At 59.2% G+C, this 20,018-nt stretch carries 15 protein-coding genes; 4 read left to right on the forward strand and 11 right to left on the reverse strand.

What is annotated here, in order from left to right; genetic code table 11:
- Positions 1–78 precede the first annotated feature (78 nt).
- From CW354_RS16500 to CW354_RS16520, 5 genes are all read right to left on the reverse strand, one after another.
- Positions 79–1,755, reverse strand: a complete 1,677-nt coding sequence (locus CW354_RS16500) for a class I adenylate-forming enzyme family protein (protein ID WP_104831197.1) — start codon at positions 1,753–1,755, stop codon at positions 79–81.
- A 100-nt stretch (positions 1,756–1,855) separates the two neighbouring features.
- Complete coding sequence (locus CW354_RS16505; RefSeq protein WP_104831198.1) at positions 1,856–2,920, reverse strand: NAD(P)H-dependent amine dehydrogenase family protein; 1,065 nt, start codon at positions 2,918–2,920, stop codon at positions 1,856–1,858.
- Between the two features lie 82 nt (positions 2,921–3,002).
- Positions 3,003–3,944, reverse strand: coding sequence for a winged helix-turn-helix transcriptional regulator (locus CW354_RS16510; protein ID WP_104831785.1), 942 nt, complete (start codon positions 3,942–3,944; stop codon positions 3,003–3,005).
- Between the two features lie 119 nt (positions 3,945–4,063).
- Positions 4,064–4,954, reverse strand: a complete 891-nt coding sequence (locus CW354_RS16515; RefSeq protein WP_104831199.1) for an SDR family NAD(P)-dependent oxidoreductase — start codon at positions 4,952–4,954, stop codon at positions 4,064–4,066.
- Between the two features lie 43 nt (positions 4,955–4,997).
- The gene (locus tag CW354_RS16520) at positions 4,998–6,239 is read right to left on the reverse strand and encodes an acetyl-CoA C-acyltransferase (protein WP_104831200.1); all 1,242 of its coding nucleotides are present in this window, start codon (positions 6,237–6,239) and stop codon (positions 4,998–5,000) included.
- Between the two features lie 293 nt (positions 6,240–6,532).
- Here CW354_RS16520 and CW354_RS16525 point away from each other — a divergent pair, with 293 nt between their 5' ends.
- Positions 6,533–7,324: a DUF1295 domain-containing protein gene (locus tag CW354_RS16525; protein WP_104831201.1), complete on the forward strand. Its 792-nt coding sequence runs from the start codon at positions 6,533–6,535 to the stop codon at positions 7,322–7,324.
- Here CW354_RS16525 and CW354_RS16530 read toward each other — a convergent pair.
- Entirely contained in the window at positions 7,321–9,111 is a 1,791-nt protein-coding gene (locus CW354_RS16530) for an AMP-binding protein (RefSeq protein ID WP_133162348.1), read from the reverse strand. The two genes, CW354_RS16525 and CW354_RS16530, sit on opposite strands and share 4 nt — an antisense overlap.
- A 205-nt stretch (positions 9,112–9,316) precedes the next feature.
- Here CW354_RS16530 and CW354_RS16535 point away from each other — a divergent pair, with 205 nt between their 5' ends.
- The 3 genes from CW354_RS16535 to CW354_RS16545 all read left to right on the forward strand — a co-directional run bounded on the left by CW354_RS16535 (position 9,317) and on the right by CW354_RS16545 (position 12,589).
- Complete coding sequence (locus tag CW354_RS16535) at positions 9,317–10,063, forward strand: SDR family oxidoreductase (protein ID WP_104831203.1); 747 nt, start codon at positions 9,317–9,319, stop codon at positions 10,061–10,063.
- Between the two features lie 26 nt (positions 10,064–10,089).
- Complete coding sequence (locus tag CW354_RS16540; protein ID WP_104831786.1) at positions 10,090–11,565, forward strand: carotenoid oxygenase family protein; 1,476 nt, start codon at positions 10,090–10,092, stop codon at positions 11,563–11,565.
- Positions 11,566–11,641: 76 nt separating this feature from the next.
- Entirely contained in the window at positions 11,642–12,589 is a 948-nt protein-coding gene (locus tag CW354_RS16545; protein ID WP_104831204.1) for an NAD(P)H-dependent flavin oxidoreductase, read from the forward strand.
- On the opposite strand, the gene CW354_RS16550 is transcribed toward CW354_RS16545, so the two are convergent.
- The 5 genes from CW354_RS16550 to CW354_RS16570 form a co-directional block, all read right to left on the reverse strand.
- Complete coding sequence (locus CW354_RS16550) at positions 12,586–14,319, reverse strand: hypothetical protein (protein ID WP_207764867.1); 1,734 nt, start codon at positions 14,317–14,319, stop codon at positions 12,586–12,588. The genes CW354_RS16545 and CW354_RS16550 overlap by 4 nt on opposite strands.
- Positions 14,320–14,345: 26 nt before the next feature.
- Positions 14,346–15,656: an APC family permease gene (locus CW354_RS16555; RefSeq protein WP_104831205.1), complete on the reverse strand. Its 1,311-nt coding sequence runs from the start codon at positions 15,654–15,656 to the stop codon at positions 14,346–14,348.
- An 85-nt stretch (positions 15,657–15,741) separates the two neighbouring features.
- Positions 15,742–16,917 carry a pyridoxal phosphate-dependent aminotransferase gene (locus CW354_RS16560; protein WP_104831206.1) on the reverse strand — a complete coding sequence of 392 codons (1,176 nt, stop codon included), beginning with the start codon at positions 16,915–16,917 and terminating at the stop codon, positions 15,742–15,744.
- Between the two features lie 36 nt (positions 16,918–16,953).
- Positions 16,954–17,940: an ornithine cyclodeaminase family protein gene (locus tag CW354_RS16565; protein ID WP_104831207.1), complete on the reverse strand. Its 987-nt coding sequence runs from the start codon at positions 17,938–17,940 to the stop codon at positions 16,954–16,956.
- Positions 17,941–19,989 carry an amidohydrolase family protein gene (locus CW354_RS16570; protein ID WP_104831208.1) on the reverse strand — a complete coding sequence of 683 codons (2,049 nt, stop codon included), beginning with the start codon at positions 19,987–19,989 and terminating at the stop codon, positions 17,941–17,943.
- Positions 19,990–20,018: the final 29 nt, after the last annotated feature.

Raw genomic sequence — 20,018 nt, forward strand, 5'->3', positions numbered from 1 at the left:
ACTAATTAAGCGGCGGCGCCGGACAGCTTGCGCGAAAGTCATGGGCTGCGACTAGGCTGCCGGCTGGAATTGAACAATCTATCCCGCCAGTTCGGACAGTTCTCGGCGCATAACCTTGCCCATCGCATTTCGCGGCAAGGCGTCGACAAGCTTTAACCGTTCAGGAAGTTTGTAAACGGAAATATTCTTGGCCGTTAAAAAACGCGCAAGCTCTTCAAGCGACATATCCGCGCCGGGTTTTAGAACAATAAACGCGCACACCCGCTCCCCCAGCTTTCCATCCGGATAAGCGGCGCAAGCTGCTTCTTTCACATCGGGATGGCTTTCGATCAACGAATCTATTTCCGCCGGCGAAATATTTACGCCGCCGCGGATGATAATTTCCTTGGTGCGGCCGACAAATTCATAGAAGCGCCCGTTTTGCACCGGCGCAATCTCGAAAAGATCGCCCGTCTTGAAATAGCCTTCGGAATCGAACGCCCTTTCGTTCAACTCCGGCGCCTTCCAGTAGCCGTCAAACGTCATGGCGCCGTCGATCCTGAGCTCGCCCGGGCGCCCCGGCTCCGTAATTTCCTCTTCGGTTTCGACGTCGACAATCCGGGTTTTTATTTTTTTGGAAAATTCCGACTTCCAGTCGACGCCCGGCGCGCCAAATCGAGGAAAATATTTAGCCCGCATTTGCGGATCGGGAACTTCTTTCGCCGAGGAAAATAGAGAACACCCTTCATTGGAGCCAAAGACGTTCATAATCGGCACGCCGTATTTCTCCTGCCATTGGGCGACCATGAAGGGCGGCAGCGGCGCAGATCCGGAAGCGATGCATTTCACGCCTGAAAAATCGATCCCGGCAAGCATGTCCTCGTGCTTGAGCAGCATGGTTAAAACCGCTGGCGGCGCGACAGTATAGGCGATCTCTTCTTTCTGAAACTGTTCCAGAAAAACCGAGAGATCGAACGGATGATGTTGCACAAAGCGTCCGCGACAAAGCAGCCACGGCATCACCATGCCGCCTATCGATGCGATGTTAATCAACGGAAACGGGCTGAGCAGCGTATCTCCCGCCTCAAGACCTATCGCCTCATAAAGGCTTTCTCCGTTGACGATCCAATGATGGTGATGGCGCGGCACGCCTTTTGGCGCAGCCTCCGTGCCGGAGGTCCAGCAAATCGTCAGCGCTTCCGCGAGATCGACATCGACGGCCGGAAGCGGGTCTTCGGCGGCTTCGCGTTCTGCATCGAGCAGTGTGTTTTCGCCACCCTCTCCGCCTACGGTCAAAACCTGGCCGACAGGAACGCCTTCCTCGGCGAGCGCCTTCATCATCGTCGCATGATTGCAGCCGTGAAATGTTTCAACCGTCAACAACACGCGTGGTTCGAGGCTCGGCAAGATCTGGCGCAACTCGTTTTCACGAAACGCCGTCGCCATCGGGCTAAGAATTGCGCCAAGACGCGCGCAGGCGAGAAAGGCGATAACGCCCTCGACGATATTCGGCAGTTGCGAGGCGACGACAGAACCGCGCGAGACGCCAAGCTTGACGAAGGCGCGCGCCATCCGGTCGACCCGGTTATCAACCTCATTAAAGGTAAGCCTTTGCGGAGCGTCGCCGATAAGCGTGGCCCGGTTAGGCGGGTCGACAAGCGCTTCCTCGTCTCCCCGATCGGCGACCGCCGCTCGAAACAGCTGATCCACGCCGAGATCGCGCCACCAGCCGCGGCGCCTGTAGTCGTCGACCCGGGATTGCGGCGATATCTGCATGCCGTCTCCGTATTCGCGCCCTGCGCATGATGGTATTATTATGCAACCCATTCTTGACGAAAGCAAGCGCCGCCTGAACTTGCAGCCGCGCGCCAACGCCTCACCAGGTTTGAAAGAACGGCGTCGGCGCAATGGCCGGCAGGAGTCCTGGTGCAGCCTTGATAAGTCTTGGGATCGCGTTCATCACCGCCCCTGCGACAGCGAGCTGCTCCGCCGATGTTTTGCCGGGCAATCCCTCAGGACGTCCGACATCGAAATCGATCTCGACATCAGGCGTCCCCTTGATCCGCAAGGCCCAAAGCGGCTTTTGCGCGTCAGACAAGTATTCGCCGCTCATCGCCCAGGCGATCGACAAAAAGATCCTGTCGCGCCCGCCGACGACGCCGCGCCACCGCCAATCAATGTGGCAGGCGCCGCCTTCGGGTATCGTTCCGGCCTTCACCGTCAGTTCCTTCGATGACGGCAACATCCGATGCTCGCGCCTGATGTCGTCAAGGGCCCATCCAAGACTGCCGGCCGCTGCTGCAACGACGTCTTCGAACATGCCGTTAAGAGTCATGGCCGGCGCGCATTCATCGCTGTTGACAAAGTCGTTGTCCGGCTCGCCGCCAAAACCGAGCAACTTGAAAGCGTACTCCGGATTGGCGATTTGATCCGTCAGAACAACCTCCTCAAGCGAGACGCTGTCGACGGAAATGCATATGCCGGTCGCCGTCGACAGCAGTTTCTCGACGGCGAAACCGGGATTAAGCCCGGCGCCCTGAAAGCTGACGCCGCCTGCGGCGCAGGCCGCAGCCAGCTTGTCGCGCCGTTTCTGGGGCCAATGCGGCGGAAAGGTGTTGCCGTTGATGCTGATGACGTTTTTTCCGGACGCCAGAAGCCGCGCAATGTCGTCGTCATGGGCCGCGTGATCGGCGCCGAGCCGCGCGGCGTGGATAACAACATCAGCGTCGAGCGCGAGAATATCCTCCATCCGGTTTGTCGCCAGAACGCCCGTTTTATCACGCCTGGTGATGTCTCCCGCATCCTTGCCGACCTTGTCTGCGCCATAAACATAGAGCCCCGCCAGCTCCATGTCCGGCCGGTCGATCACCGCCCGCAGACAGCTTTTTCCCATGGCTCCCGTCGCCCATTGAATGATGCGGTGCGGCTGCGTTGACGTCATGGCTCCTCCAAGCTCATAGCGCTCAAGCGACCGCCCCGGCGGCGCTTTTTAGGAGAAGCCTACTTAGTATTATTATGAAAGTCTATCTGCGCCGGGTTTTTGAGCCGCGGCCTTCGCTGACGCGGAATGTGACGTCGCCCGGCAGGATTGGCTCCAGACAATTTGAACAGCCGACATAAGGCTCCAGCGGGCGCCCGCAGGTTTTATGGAACAACAGCAAGGGCGGACCCTCCGGCGAGGCGTAATATTTATCGCCCCATTGCTGAAGCATCACGAGCACCGGATAATAATCCAGTCCCTTCTTCGTCAGCCAGTATTCAAAACGCTCGGGGTTGTTCTGATAGAGCACCGCCGTGACAACGCCAATTTCCGTGAGCCAGGCGAGACGTTCTGAAAGAATGTTCGACGCTATGGCGGTATCTTTCAGGATCTCGTCGAACTTGCGCAAATGCGTAAAGATAGAACGCAGAATAAGGCTGGCCCAGCGGTCGCCCATCAGCTCGGCGACTTCCGTGAACACAGAGGCGCGCTCGACGAGATCCTCGCCTGCGCCCCGGCGTTGCCGGCGCCGGCTATAGACCGGCGACATCAAGCCGACCCCTGGCCCCTCCTCCCAGCTCACATCCGCCGGGTGGATAACTTCGCGGCAATGGCCGCACAAAGGCTGGGGGTCGGTCACAGAGCCGCAAGGGGTATGGGTAAGTTCGATTTTAAGGCGATTGCGCTGGCTCGACCATTTCCGCTCCCAGCGCAGGAGCATCAGTGAAGTCCAGTAAAGATCCTGCCCCTTCTCCGTCAGCAAATATTCATAGCGTGGCGGACGGTCCGTATAGGGCCGTTTTTCAATAATCCCGGCTTCGATCAGTTTCTTGAGGCGGTCTGAAATCAACGCTTTTTGCAGGCCCGAGCGCGCATGGATCTTGTCGAAACGGCGCTCGCCCCACCAGATAGCCTCAAGAATGAGCAATATCGGCGTATCCCCGACGACCTCCAAGGATCGCCAGATCGAGCAAGTGCGAATCATTCGCTTGTCCGATTTGCGCGCCGTCTTCGCCAACTTTGTTCCTTCCGCTGTCGATCACGAGTTTCAGCCACCGCAGCAAACCACGGCGCTCACTTGCATAAGCCGGAATAGAGTCGGCCTCAACCGGCGTTTCGCCGCCCCGCCGCCCGGGCCATGAACGCCTCAAAAGCTTTCTCCGCCCCAAGAGAGCCCAAAGGGGGCGCAAAATCCCCGAGCGAGACGCCCCGTCTGGCGAGCACCGCCCCGATGTCTTCCTCAAGAAAGTCTCCTTCAGTTTCAAGGACTTGCGCCTTGCAGGCGTAGCCCGCGCCGGCGATCCATGTGTCGCCCGCCGTTTCGCATTCAGGAGAGACCAGCCAGCTTGCAAGCGGCGCAACACTGTCTGCGGGGAGCATGCCGTCAAGAGCGTCATCGCCCCCGGTCATCTGGGTCGCCGCATAAGGCATCAAGATGTTGACCCCGATTCCGTCTCTGCGCCCTTCATGGGCGAGCGTGGCGGCGAACGCGCACAAAGCCCCTTTTGACGACGCGTAAGGCGAGCGTCCCCGAACGCCGTACAGTCCCGCGGTCGATGAAACAAAAAGCATGCGTCCCGCGTCGGACTTGGCCAGATGCGGCCATGCGGCGTGCGCAAGCCTCATCGGCGCAAAGAAATTTGTCGCCATCACTTCGTCGAATGCATCCGGACGCATATCGGCGAAACGCACGGCGTCTCCGTTAACGCCCGCATTGAACACCACTGCATCGAGCCTGCCGAATTCGGCGAGCGCCTGATCGACAAGGGCCTTGCTTGCCTGCGGATCGCGCACGTCAAGGCGATTTGCGGTTGCGCGCGCACCTGCCGCCTTTGCCTCCTCGACCACAGCCGAAGCACTGTCCGGCTGACCGTCGCGAATGCGGTTGTTTACGACAACCGCAGCGCCATCCTCCGCGATCCGCAGCGCAAACGCGCACCCCAGACCCTTCCCGGCGCCGGTAACGATCACCACCCTGTCCATATTGTTCGCCATTCCAGCCTCCTTGGAATTCGGTCTTGTCCGAAAACAGTCCTTTTCAGACCCGCTCCATCACGAGCGCCGATCCGATCCCGTTGGCCGCGAGCGCGACAACGAGCCCGAGCGCGCCGCCTGATCTCTCCAATTCGTGCAGCAGCGTCGCTGTCAGAATAGCGCCAGTCGCGCCCATCGGATGCCCCATCGCGAGGTGGCCCCCATTGACGTTCACGCGCTCCGGGTCCGGCTGATAGCGTCTCAGAAATTTCACCGGCGGCGCGGCGAACGCCTCCATAAACTCAATCCGGTCGAGCTGATGCAAGGAAACGCCGGCTTTCTTGAGCGCCTGCTCCATTGCGTCAAACCCTGCGCCAAACTGGAGAATTGGGTCGCCCGCGGTTTCCGCCATCGCAAGGATACGTGCACGCGGACGCAGTCCCGCCGACGCGCCCGCTTCCCGGGAGCCGGTCAACGCCAGCGCCGCCCCATCTGAAAGACCGGGCGTGTTCGCGACCGAATGAAGATGTGAAATTTTGTCGAGCTGCGGATAATGGCGCAGCATGACGTCATCCGCGCCTTCCTCTCCCTGAGCGGCGAATGCAGGCGGCATCGCTTCCAGCGCCTCCATCGTCAGACCGGGGCGAACCCATTCGTCGCTGGCGAGCGCCACAACGCCTTTTTCATCAAGGACCGGAATGACGCTGCTGTCATAGCGGCCTTCCTTCCATGCGGCGGCGGCGCGCCGGTGCGAGGCCAGCGTGATTTCATCGAGATCTGTTTTTTGCAATCCTTCAAGCGTCGCCACCAGTTCCGCGCCCATGATCGGGGGAAGCCACGCAAGATCGCGAGAAAGCCGCTCGTCAGTATAATAGGCGGCGTTATCTGCAAGAAACGGCGCCTGCGAAAGCATTTCAACACCGCCGGCAAGGCACAACCCGCTCTCGCCGGCGCGCGCCCATAATGCGCTTTCATTAATCGCCGTGAGTCCGGATACGCAGTAATTGTTCAGCGTTTTGACGTGAACGTCATCGGATAGGCCAGCGCCGTGCTTTGCCGCCCATAGCCGCGAAACGAGCGCGATATGCCCGCCTTGCACCCCAACCTGGCCCACACAGCCAAGGATCAACCGTGCAACGCTGTCCAGCACATCCGGCCCCGTTCGTTCGCCAAGCGCGACGACAAGCTGGCGGACAAGCTCGTGCGGCGCTATCCGGCATAGCGCGCCTCCCGGCTTCGCATCCGTCGCCGCGCGGCCTTTCCCTCGCGGCGTCCGCACGGCATCGAAAATAAACGCCTCAGCCATGATGCATCAGGCTTTCCGCTCTTGTCTTACGCCTGCCGGCGCCCGCCCTCGGCCGGCAAGCGCGGGCGATGGCTATTAACTTGCAATTTCCAACCATCTAATCCCCTTAATAAAGCCTCCATAACATTCTTGTCGAGACAGGCGCCTGAAATTCCACCGCGATATTGGGCGCAACGCCAGCGGTATTCGCAGGCCGGATGGTGAAATTTCCTACAAAGTATGATTGTAAAAGTTTATGAATTGGCTAGCATCGCCAGCACGCCAAGGGAGAATGACCGATTCTTGCGCTTCTTTTGACCAACTTCGCCATCATGCTCGTTTTGTTCGTCGCGCTATGGGCGGTCAGCGTGAAATTGAAAAACGCAAGCATCGTGGACATCATGTGGGGCGTTGCTTGCGCGCTGCCGGCGACGTTGACGTGGCTGCGCGCCGATGGGTCGGAGCCCCGGGCCTTCTTGTTGACCGTTCTCGTGGCCGCATGGGGGCTGCGGCTGGCCAGCTATCTCGCCATCCGCAATATCGGTCACGGCGAAGATTACCGCTATGCGGCGATGCGCAGGAAAGCGCCCAGCAACGCCGCCTTTGCGCGCTCCAGCCTCTTTAAAGTGTTCCTTCTCCAGTGCCTGATCTCGTTCTTTGTCTCTCTTCCTACGCAGGTCGGACAGTTTGGAAGCTCCGGCGTTTTCAAGATCGGCTCGGGCGGTCTTGGACTACTCGCGATTATCGGCGTTGCGATATACGCAGTCGGTCTTATCTTCGAGGCTGTCGGCGACTATCAACTCCGCGCGTTCAAGAAAGACCCGGCGAACAAAGGCAAGCTCATGGACCGGGGACTGTGGGCCTGGACGCGCCATCCGAATTATTTCGGCGACGCCGCAGTCTGGACGGGCCTGACGCTGATTGCGCTTGAAAGCGCTTTCGGCGTCTGGACGATCTTAAGTCCGATCCTGATGGTCTATTTCCTTTATGCAGCCTCCGGCAAGGCGCTGCTGGAACGCTCCATGTCCAAACGCTATCCGGACTATGCGCACTATAAAGCGCGCGTCAGCGGCTTTTTCCCGCGCCCGCCGCGAAAGTCCGCCTAATCGAAACTCAAAACGTCCTCCGGCGGCGGATCGGCGTACAGTCTGGCGACATCAACCTCCCGGCGGCTAATTGCAAGCGATTGATTGACGCTTCCCTTTTCGGAAAGCTCGCCGCGTTCCGGGTCGGGCGGCGTGGAAAGCAAAGCGAAACGCCTGATCTTTCGGCTTGAAGAAGAATTGTCCTTGTTGAACCGTTCGATCTTCGATCGCACTCCTGTCAGCACATCGCCCTGTGCGGCCGGCGAAGCCCAGGCGAGAAGTCCGATACGGTCGCGGTTCTCGCCGCAGATCAGAACTTCCGCGATGTCAGGGGCCAACGCTTTTAGAAGATCCAGCCGCAAGGCGCCGCCGGCCACCCAGGTTCCGGTGTCGAGCTTGAACTCATCCGACAAGCGGCCCGAAAACCGCAAGCCTGATTCAAGCCTTTCCGGCTCGACAAGCTCCGCCGTATCGCCTGACTTGTAAAAACCATCCTCGTCGAAAATTTCAGCCGCCAGCTCTTCGCGTCCAAGATAGCCGGGCGTGACCATGGGCCCGCGCATGCGCAATTCGTAGCGATCGCCCCTTGGAAGCATTTTCAGCTCCAGGCCGGGCATGGGAAGGCCAATACCCGACATTTCCGTATGGAAATAAACCGACATGCAGCCAGAGGTGGTTTCCGTCGCGCCATAGCCGGAAATGATGGGAACGCGCCGCCCCGTCGACGCGACGGCGAGGTCCTGCAGACGGTCAAAGAGCGGCTGTGGCAAGGCGGCGCCGCCAAAAAGCATGAGCCGCATATTGAGGAAAAACGCCTCGCGCAGCTGTGCGTCTTTTTCCATGGCGTCGGCGAGCATGGCGTATCCGGAAGGAACGCTGGTATAATAGTTCAGCTGCAAATCGCGGATATTGCGGATGGTTTCATCAAACATGCCCGCCAGCGGCCGGCCCCCGTCGATATAATAAGATCCGCCCACAAAAACGGTCGCGATGGACACGTAAAGGCCGGAAACATGGCTCCATGGGAGCCATTCGAGCAAATCCCCCTCCCATGCGCCGCTGGCGTTCATCGCCCACAGGCTTTGCGCAATGCAGGCCGTCATCATGCGATTGGTCTGGATGACCGCTTTCGGCTTGCCGGTTGACCCCGAGGTCAGCATATAGGCGGCCGGCCGGTCAGGATCTAAATTTTGCGAAGCGCGCGAGACTGCTTCCGTCGGCTGCATTCGCACGATGTCATCGTAACTGAAGGCGCCGGGCATCTCGTCCGCAGCGCGCGTAATGACGTCCGCATCGCCGGCGCAATGCGCCATTGCGTCTGAAAAGACAGCGGTTTCGGCGAAAATGAAACGCGGCTTGATGAGGCCGATCGCGTGGTTGAGCCGCTCAAACCCGCTCTTCGCGCCGAGTTTTGCATAGTTCTCGCTGACCGGGGCGATCGGCGCGCCGACAAGCAAGGCCGCAAACCGCAGCGTCGCATGGGCGAGCGAATTGCCTGAAACGAACATGACCGGCGTCTCCGGCCCTGCGCCCTGGTCAAGCAGCCATTGCGCGGCGGCGTAAACGTCCGCATAAAATTCGCGAAAACTCTTGCGCGACCAGGCTCCGTTGGCATCCCGCTCGGCAAACGCCGTGCGTTCGGCGAACTGTTTCGCGGCCCTTTCAAAGCTGATCGCTACGAGCGGCGATTCCACGTCCAGCGGCGCGCGCGGGGTGACGACCATCACGCCGTCAGGATGCGTTTGAACATCAAGGTCGACAGGCGGAAACGCGACGTCGCGGAAAGGCGCTTTCTGTTTGGCCGGCATGGTCAAGATTGCACCTCCCACAAATCATAATCGCGCGCCGTTTCCCGGCGTCGCGGCAATAACGCACAGCGGCGTCGCTTCGCTGCAATATACAATTGCATAACAATACCTACAATGCTACGAGAAGAAAAAACGAAGATGCGCTGCGCTGTATTTCCAAGCCCCGCCAAACGGCCGGTTCCGCCCGCGCGACAAGGAGGTCCCAATGCAAATCGAAGGCTGTCGAGCAATCGTTACTGGCGGCAATCGCGGCATTGGCGAAGGCTTTGTGCGCGAGTTGCTCAGCGAAGGCGCAGCCAAAGTCTATATTGGCGCGCGCACGCCGTCGGAAGCCGAAGACCTTGCATCGGTTGATCCGGAACGTCTCGAGATCGTCAAACTCGACGTGTCAAAACCTGAAGAGATCGACGCTGCGGCGAAAACCTGCGGCGACGTCAACCTGCTCGTCAACAACGCCGGCGCTTTCAGCATGGAAACATTGCTGGGCGCGCCGGACACATCCGCACTCCGAACCGAAATCGAAACCAACTATATCGGTCTCGTCTCTATGTGCCGCGCCTTTGCGCCCATTATAGAAGCCAATGGCGGCGGCGCCATCGCCAATGTCCTTTCGGCGGGCGGAATCGTCGCCGTCCCAAGCATGGGCGGATACAGCCCGTCGAAATTCGCCGCCCGCGCCGCATCCGACTGCATGCGCGCCGAACTCGCGCCGCGCGGCGTTCATGTCACCGCCCTCATCGTCGGGTCAGTCAAGACCCGGATGGCCGCGCATGTTCGGGGCGTTAAACAATCCGACCCCGCCGACATCGCCAAATCCGGCATTCACGCCATCAAGAACGAAATAAACGAACATGACACGGACCCGCACGCCATCAGCGTTCGCGCTGCGCTTGCGCGCGACCCCGCTGGTCTTGCCGCCGCCATGGCGGCCCGTCTGTCCGCGGAAAATTGATCCGTTTTTTTACGCAGGAGCCGCCCATGTCTGTCGCCGTCATAAACGAATTTGAGTCGCGCATCCCGCCGAACGACCACCCTTACCTCAACGGCGCGTGGACGCCCGTGACGCGGGAAATGGACGCCGACGAGATGGAGGTCATAGGCGAAATTCCTCAAGACCTGAGCGGCGTTTACGTGCGCAATTCTGAAAATCCGCTTTTTGAAGCCATCGGGACGTATCATCCGTTTGACGGCGACGGCATGATACACGCGATTTCCTTTCGTGACGGCAAGGCGCAATATCGAAACCGCTTCGTGCGCACCAAAGGCTTCCTGGAAGAACAAAAGGCCGGCCACTCATTGTGGGCGGGGATTGCAGCGAACCCGGCGAAAGCCGAACGCCCCGGCTGGGGGGCCCGGGGCCGCATGAAGGACGCGTCGTCTACTGACGTAGTCGTGCATGCGGGCGAGATCGTCTCCACATTTTACATGTGCGGCGAGGGCTATCTTCTCGATCCCTATACGCTCGAAGACCACGGCACGGCCGGCTGGGTTCCGGAAGAAGGCATTTCCGCTCACCCGAAGATCGATCTCGAGACCGGCGAAATGCTGTTTTTCAACTACTCGAAAAAAGCGCCTTACATGCATTACGGCGTTGTCGGGCCCGACAGGAAGCTGAAACACTTCACGCCGATCCCGCTGCCGGGCCCGCGCCTGCCGCACGACATGGCGTTCACGAAAAATTACTCCATCTTCGCAGACCTGCCGCTGTTCTGGGACGAGGAGCTCTTAAAAGCCGGCATTCACTCAAATCGTTTCCACCAGAATCTGCCGACACGTTTCGCGATCGTGCCGCGCTACGGATCGGTCAATGATATTCGCTGGTTCGAGGCGGCGCCGACCTACGTCCTTCACTGGATGAACGCGTGGGAGGAAGGCGATGAAATCATCCTTGACGGTTATTTTCAGGAGGATCCTGATCCCGCGCCGCTCGATATTCCAGGGGTGGACAAGCGGTTCGGCAAGCTTCTCGCCAATATTGACGAAAATTCCTTCAAACCGAAGCTGCATCGCTGGCGCTTCAACATGCGCACAGGCGAGACCATTGAAGAGCGCTTGGACGAGCGCCTGCTCGAATTCGGCACCTTCAATCAGAAGTTCGCTGGGGTTAAGTCACGCTATGCGTACAGCACGACGACAAAACCCGGCTGGTTTCTCTTCACCGGGCTCGTCAAACACGACCTTGAAACCGGCGATTCCTGGTCCCTCGAATTCGGCGACGAACGCTATGGCAGCGAAGCCCCCTTTGCGCCGCGCGTCGGCGCGAAAGATGAAGACGACGGATATATCGTTTCTTTCATCATCGATATGAAGGAAGATCGCTCCGAATGCGTCATCATTGACGCCAAAGACATCGCCGCGGGGCCCGTTGCACGCGTCATCCTGCCCCATCGCATCTCGAGCGGCACGCACGCGACCTGGGCGACCCATGAAGAGATCGCCGCCGCGGCCCATTAGGGCCCGTCGGGGGTGAAAGAAGGGGCTGACGACACCAGTGACGCAAGATGCAAGTGCCGCAGAGCGGGAAAAATCGATGGCGGATATCGCCGGCAATCTTTCGCTGCCGGTGATATGCGCACCCATGTTTCTCGTCTCGGGACCGGATCTTGTGACGGCCGTATGTAAAGAGGGCGTCATCGGCGCGTTTCCGTTTCCGAACGCGCGCAAAATCGAAACGCTGGACGCCTGGCTTGACGATCTTTCCCGCCGTGTAAGCAACGATCCCAACGCAGCGCCCTATGCGGTCAATCTCACCACCCATCGCACCTATGACCGCCTGCAGGATGAGATTGCGCTGATCGCCAATCACAGGCCGAAGATCGTCATCACGGCGCTCGGGGGACCCGATCCCGTTCTCGACACCGTGCATGCTTATGGCGGCGTCGTAATCGCCGACGTCAATTCCCTCGCCTATGCGCGCAAAGCCGCAGAGAAAGGCGCGGACGGGCTCGCTCTCGTCTCCAGCGGCGCCGGCGGACACACCGGCTCGATGGCCGGGTTCTCCTTCGTTTCGGCGGTGCGCGAATTTTTCGACGGGCTTGTCGTTCTGGCGGGCGGGATCGGCAATGGCCGCGCAATCCGGGCGGCGGAGATTCTCGGCGCCGATCTTTCCTATATGGGCACGAGCTTCATTGCGGCCGCCGAAAGCCTCGCCTCCGACGAATATCGCCGAATGCTGGTTGAAGCGAATTTCGAAGACCTCGTGCTCAGCAACGCGCTTACCGGCGCGTATGCAAACTATCTGCGCGCGAGCCTGATTAAGATGGGGCTTGATCCGGACAATCCCGGCAAGAAGGCCTCTGTTGACCTGTCCGATTCACAAATGCAGATCAAAGCCTGGCGCGACGTCTGGTCGGCGGGTCATGGCGTCGGCGAAGTCCGGGCCGCGCAACCTGCATCAGAAATCATAGCCAAGCTGAAAACGGAATACCGGGAAGCGCTGGAAACGCCCGCCCTCGCAATTTCAAAGCGGTCCCGCTAAAACCGGCAGGCGTCCGGTTCGGCGTCCGGCGCCATTTCCCATTGATAGGCCTCGACCGTTTCGCCCCGCGGCAAATAGGAAAGGTCGAATTCCTCGCCGTCCCGCCTGATCCTGAGCTTGAGCTCGAGATCCTGATCGCCCTGAATCTTGTCCTGCGGGACGGGAAACACGATTTCATCTCCGTTGCGCAGGCCGGCCTTCGCCGCCGCCGATCCCGGCTCCAGCCCGCTCACGACCCGGCGGGTTTCCCTCAGCACGCCCGGATCAAAGCCAAGTTCGTAGCGGCGCAACGGCTTGGTTGTCCGGCGAAAACACGGACCGAAGGCGTCGGATACAGGCAGAGGCTCCTCGCCCATGAGAAAAGCCTTGAAGTCCTTGACCGCCCCGGCCCCGAGTTCGGCCCGAAGCACCGCAATCCAGTCTTCGTTGGCCAGAGTTTTTCCGGCTTTTTCTTTATCGAGCATCGCCAGCACGAGATCGTCGAGAGACCGTTCGCCGTCCGAGCGTTTGCGTATCTTGTCGTCGAGATCGGCGAAATAGAGCATCCCCCGGTCGTAAGGCAGGGTGCGGATGCGCGTGTCTTCCCAAAAGCGTTTCGGCACTTCGCTGTTCGGCGCGGTCGCGAGGATATTGGTGTAATACCGGCCGGCGTGAAAATTGAGATTCTCAAGGAATTCGTCCGCCGTCAAAAGACCGAACCGAAAAGGCAGCTTGCGCATGTAAAGCGTCGCCAACCCTTCGCCGAACCAAGACGATTCCAGCCCAGCCGGCTGTTCTATATATGGCGAAAAGGTGTGGAACATCTCGTGCGCCAGCGTCATCTTCAGCTCGGCGATATCCGATCCCTGCCCGCCCGCTTTGCCGAAAGTCGTGACGAAGGAATGATAAAGCCCGACGCCGCCGCCGGCGTTCACCGGGTTGTAACGCAGGAAAACACCATAAGGCGGCGGCGCATCCTGTCCAAAAAACTGTGCATATTCACCGTAAAGATCGCGCGTCCACTCCATCAGCGCACGCGGCTCAAACGGGGGATCGCCCTGCCAGGCGGAAAAGAAACCGGACTCCGGGGTCGGATACGGCCAGACGCCGATGTCGCCCGCCATAAAGAACGTCATCCTCAACTGGCTGGCGTCCAACGGCTCCGGAGATTTCGCCGCGCCCGACCCGAAAGAGCTGACGCCCTTCGCCCCCTCAGGCAGGCCGGAGAGGTCCCAGCGCACGCTTGTCTCATAGGCTGCATCGTTCGGCGGCAGCATGAGGAAGACATGCCCGGCGGCGGATGTGGCGTTTCCGTCATTGCTGAAGGCGAAGGGCGGCGCGCCCCCGCGCGCAGGCAAGGTCGCGTCCGCCGGCACGGTGTAATGAACGGTCAGCGTCCCGGAAATGTCACGGGCCGCAGACCATATGCGGGAGACTCCGCCGATCTCCGCATCGCGCGCCGCGCGCACGGGCAGTTTTTCATCCCTGGCGGAAAGCGCCAGAGGACCAAGATCGTCATTCGCCTCAAGATGTGAAAGCACGGTCGCGACGCTGTCCACATTGCTTGAAATAAGCGGCATTTCGAGAAGCGCGCCATCCGCAGTCGCTGAAATTCCTTCCAGTTCAAGCGTCACATCAACCGTTTTGACCTGACCGGCATCGCCTTGGGGGGCGAGAACAATCGTAAGCGCCGGCGCCGCCATCGCCGGCGGCGCAAACAATGCAAACACAATGCCCAGAAAAAATTTCATGTCGATCTCCTTAAAACAGGCGGCGCTCATGCGGGTTTCGTTTCGCGTTTTCTTTTTCGGACGACATAATAAACGACGCCCAGGACCGCCCATCCGGCAATCACCGTATAGGGGCGCCAGTCCGCCGACAGACCCATCCAGATTATGCCAAAGGCAGATATGATGCCGATTATCGCCAGAGCGACAATCAACTTTCGCCCCGGGCGAAACGAAGCCTGTTCATAAAGCGCCGGCTCTTTTTTCAACATGAAGATCGCCGCAAGCGACGTCGCCCCATATTTCAACAAAGTCGGTATATTCACAGCAAGGAACAGGAAAACCAGGTTCGACGGCAACAACAGCCCCGCACAGCACATGGCGTAGGCTACGAAACATCCGACATGGGGCGTGTGAAACCGCTTGTGAACGGAGCCAAAGGCTCTCGGCAAAACGCCTGTCCTGCCCATGGCGTAAAGAAAACGCGTAAACACCATGAAGGTGGCGTTTATCGAACTGCCGATCGCAACAAAAGCGCTGGCGATAATAAGCGGTTTCCCAATGCCGCCGGCCGCCGCAACGGCGGCGTCGAGCAAAGGCGCAGAGGATGCGGCCAGGCGCTCCTCACCAAGCACGCCAAGCGCAGTCGCCGCAACGGCGAAATAGACAATCGCAGTCAGGACGACGCAGATCAAAATGCCCAAAGGAATATTACGGCCCGGATTGCGGATTTCGCCGCCGACTTCGGTTGCGGATTCAATGCCGAGAAACAGCGTAATCATTAGCGGCAAAGCGGCGATAACGCCCGGCCATCCCTTGCTCAGCACCGGCGTGTAATTGTCGAAATCAACGTCGGGCGCGCAAATCACCACAAAAACCGCACAGGTCAGCAGCAATACGATCAGCATCGCGCTTTGCCCCTTCGCCGCAACGGAAACGCCCAGCAGGTTTGCGATGAACACAATCGTGAAAATCACAAACATGGCGGGCTTGAGCGGAACGGGAAAGACCATGGCGAGATAGGAAACGAGCACCATTGTCAGGACGACCATCGCCGCCGTACTGCCCGCAATGCGCAGCCAGCTGATGAAAAACCCGACAAAGGGGTGGATAAACCGCCGTGACCATTCATAAGAAGCGCCGGACACCGGCGCCGCCGAGCCCAGGAAAGCATAGACAATGGCGACAACGATCATCGGCCCGGTCGACGCCGCCATGGCGATCATCATGCCCGGCCCTGCCAGAGCGGCTGTCGGCGCGACCACCGAAAAAATCGACACGCCCACCGCCGTTCCCAGCCCGATAGAAACGATATCCAAAAGGCTGACGCCTTTTTTCAAGCCGGCGTTATGTGTCTCCATTGCTTCCTTCGCTTACCTGATCACGCTTCCGGCCATAGGCGGCGTGAAAACGCCGCGCCCCGCCCCGCAAGCCGTGTAAATAGGGTTAACCGGCGGCGACGCCCTTTTGGCGAAACACCTCAACGCCTTCGGTCAGTCTTTGCATTCCTGATTTCAGTTTTTCGGGGTCGATGGCGAAGCCAAGCCGCAAATAGCCCGGCGCGCCGAAAAACTCGCCAGCGACCGTATAGACGTTATGCTTTTCAACGAGCCATTGCGCGAGCGCTCTGGTGTCTTCCACGCCGATAATCTTGGGAAAACATATACAGCCATAGTCCGGCGTTTCGAGATCGATGATTCCATCTGCTTTCAGCCGGGCCAACTCTTCAAGAGCGCCAGGCCGGGAACGGCTGATCTCATCGTCTACAAACGCATCGAATTCCGACGGCTCTTCCAGCAAAGCCGCAGCCACGGCGTGCCCAAGCTTCGAGGCGTTAAAATCAAGTTTCATAAAAACGGGAACAATTGCGTCCATGACAGCGTCGTCAGCGATAATCCAGCCGCAACGCAGCCCGCTAAGCCCGTATATTTTCGTCAGGCTGCCGAGCCGGATGACATTCGGCGTTTTGCCAGGCGACCATGTGGCATTGTCGGGAACGCCGGCGTAGTCGCGATAGACTTCGTCAACCACAACAATCACGCCGCGCTCTTTCGCGCCTTCCGCAAGACGCAACAGGATTTCTTCCGAAACCAATTTCCCGCTTGGATTATGCAGGTTCGAAAGCACGATCAGCCGCGTCTTGGGCGTAATCGCGGACAGCACCGCTTCCACGTCGATTTCGAAAGCCGGCGCCTTGCGCGAGAAATAGTCGACTTGAACGCCCTGCGCCCGCGCGAAATCCCAAAAAATATCAAAGCCAGGCCGCTCGGCCAGAACTGTCCCCCCCGGGCTGACCAGCGTCTGGTAAAGAAAGGCAAGACCGCTCGTAACGCCCGCATTGCAAAGAATATTTCGCTCCGAGACGCCATAACGCTTCGCAAGCGCTTGCTCCAGATACGGATTATTGCCTGTCATAACGCTCTGATAGCGCGTTGTGATGGCATCCTCGAAGCACCGCGAAACAAGCTTCTTCAAGAGATCGCGGGGCTCGGCGACGGAACTGCTCAACAACGAAATGGCTTTTTCGTCGCTCGCCATTTTTTTGAGCATCTTGCGCATGACGCTGGCGTAAGTTTCGCCGACGGCGCTGACGTTTTTGTTGATCTCTATGTCAAATGTCACATCAAAACCCGAAAATTGGCGCCGCCGCGAAATAACCTAGACAGTGCCGGCGACAGCGCGTTTCTCATCAGTTCCAGCCTTGTCCATTGACTTCATCAACAGCGCGGCCGCGATGAGATCCTGCACGATATGGCCGAGAGACTTATAGACCGTTATTTCCTCCGCAGAACGACGGCCTTCCGCTTCGCCCGAAAATACATCGCCGATTTCAGCGGCGATATGGGAATCATCGACCAAACCGGCCGCTTTCGCCCGCAAAAACTCGCCGCCCTGAGACGCCACGCCTTCGCGTGAATCGGCGATGAATCTGGCGTCCTTCACCAGCTCATTGTCGATTTCCGCCGGGCCGGCGAAGCTTGAGCCGACCGCGTTGACATGGGTTCCGGGGCTCACCCAACGCCGCTCCAGGACCGGATCCTGCGCGGAAGTCACCGTACAGATGATGTCGGCGCCGGCGGCTGCGGCCTCGGCGCTGGAAACCGCATGAGCTTTGAGGTTCAACTCCGCCTCGAGCCGTCTGGCAAGCGCAGCCGCGCGGTCCGCCGAGCGCCCCCATATCCGCACTTCCTTCAGATCGCGCACTTCGCACATTGCCCGCGCGTGCGTATAAGCCTGTTCGCCATATCCCATCAGCGCCAGCGTCGAGGCCTCGGGCCGCGCCAGCACATCCGTCGCCGCCGCGCTGGCGGCGGCGGTCCTGATCGCCGTGACGGCCCCCGCATCGACGACGCAGACGGGCGCCCCGCCCTCTGATTCAAAGAGGACCACAACGCCCTGATGCGACGACTTGCCAAGTTCGAAATTACCCGGAAACACGCTGACCAGCTTAGCGCCGAAAACGCCGGCCTCATCCATGCCGCCCGGCATAATGCCGAACAAAGCCCCGTCGCCCAGATCCAGAATCGAGCGCAAATGCTGGCGCGTTCTGCCCGCGGAAAAGGCGATCATCGCTTCACGCACCGCTTCCATGCAGTCTTTGTAAGCAAGGTTTTCGTAAACGAATTTACTATCGATGAGATACATTCAGCGAACCTCAACTTCCGGCGGCTTCGCGAACGGTCTGAAAGAAAGCGCGTCGTATATCTCACTCGGATAATAAATTCGGTCTCCGCGGGAGACGAGGCGGACATCGCGCACATTGCTGATGTCTTTCACAGGATCATGAGGGATGAGAAAAAAATCCGCCACTTTGCCGGTCTCGATTGAACCGGCGTCCTGATCGTTGTTCAGATAGGCTTCGCTGCCAAGAGTCGCGATACGCAGCACCTCCGCATTGGGAATCCCCGCCTTCGCATAAAGCTCCAGCTCCCGGTGAACGGTAAAACCGGTGGTGTCGTCAGTGCCGGGAAGCAATGTCACGCCGTTGCGGTGCAAGATTCCCGTCAGTTTGATCATCTTTTTCATGGAGTCGCGATATTCGCGATCGGTTTCGGGATCCTCAAGCGACACATAGCTGCGCTTTCGATATCGTTGATAGCCAATGGGCGCATGTGAAAGATAAGGCTTGTCCCCGTCCGCCACTTCGCCGGCGCGGCTTAACATGATGCGCTCGATGATGACGTTAGTGGTGTCGAGAGCCACATTGTGTTCTTTCATCAACGCAATCGTGTCCCGCACCTTCTCTTCGTCGAGGTCCAAATAGGCGGCGCGGGTCAACGCCGTCAGCCTGAGCGTCGTTCGCGTGTCTTCCCCTTCTTCCAAGAGCCAGCCGAGGACAAGCTGGTTCATATGCGCGATGTCGTCATAGCCGGCGCGAATAGCGTCATCGGGGGACATGAAGGCCGGAACATGGCCGCTGACTTTCAGGCCAAGCCGGTGCGCCTCCGCAGCCAGCGGCTTGACCCATTCCGGCTTGGCGGAGTTGTAGAGCTTGATCTGGAAAAAACCGTGATCGGCATACCAGCGCACATAGGAAAGCGCCTGATCGAGCGTGTCGGCGATAAAAGCGGTGCGTGAAGAATACGGGCTGCGCCCCTCGATAAACCCGTTCCGGACGATGCGCGGGCCGGGCAAAACGCCGGCGTTTATATCGGCGGCCAGCTTGATGATGTCTTGCGGATTATTGCCCTGGTCGCGCGTGGACGTCACGCCCGCCGCAAGATAATAAAGCCCCGACCAAATGGTCGAATGCGTATGCATGTCATGCAGGCCGGGAACCAGAACGCCGCCCTCGCCGTCGATCACAACTTCGCCGTCACGCGGCGCAGCCGCCGGATTGTCATAGTCGATCGCAGCGATCCTGCCCTGAAACACCGTGACTTGCGCAGGCGCAGTCGTCACGCCGTTTTTCGGATCGAAAATCCGGACGTTCTGATAATGGACAGGCGCATCGTATTTGTGAGCGAGCTGTTCTTCGAGACCTTCGACGACGTCCCTGTTCAGCTTCCTCGCCAATTCCGCCAGACGCGGCGCTTCATCTTCATATCCTTCGCGGATCGCAATAGCGCCGCCGGATATTTCCGCCGCAAAATCCCCGTCACGATCCAGCATGAAAAAATTGGGGTGCAGATCGAGGCTGCTGATGGCGTAAATCACGACGGGAAGAGAATCCCGGCCTTCACCCAACCGGTCCTCGCCCAGCCGCTGAAGGCGAATGGCGCCGCCCGGCAAAACCGGCGCTTCATCAAGTCCCGCCTTCACCAGAGCCTTGGCGTAGACCCCGTTTTCCCACGGACTTGCGTCATTCGCGATATAGATGCCGGGTACTTCGGCATCCGTGACGCCGCTGTCGGCTTCGCTCCGCCACTGCGCGCGGCCATTTTCCCACGCATAGGTCTCAGTGATTTCGCCGCCGAAAAGCGCTTCGCCTTCTATCGACCAATCAAGGACGCGGCCTTTCTTGTCCGTGACGATGCGCTCGCTAATTTTCGGGCCGCGGCCATTGTTGCGCACAATATAGTCAATTTCCGTGACGTTCCCGTCTATTGTCGCGCTCAGCGATCCAACCTTTTCTCCTGCGGCGATAACGGTGAAGTTTTTAACCTCAGCGGCGAACGCCGTTCCGCTACAGGCGCCGATGGCCAGGATGAGCACAAGGAAAACCCGCGCCCCTTTAAAACCCCGTCCTTGCATGCTGGAATACTCCTTCCGTCACGGCCGCC

This window comes from Hyphococcus luteus, from assembly GCF_002943565.1.
Classification (GTDB): Bacteria; Pseudomonadota; Alphaproteobacteria; order Caulobacterales; family Parvularculaceae; genus Hyphococcus; species Hyphococcus luteus.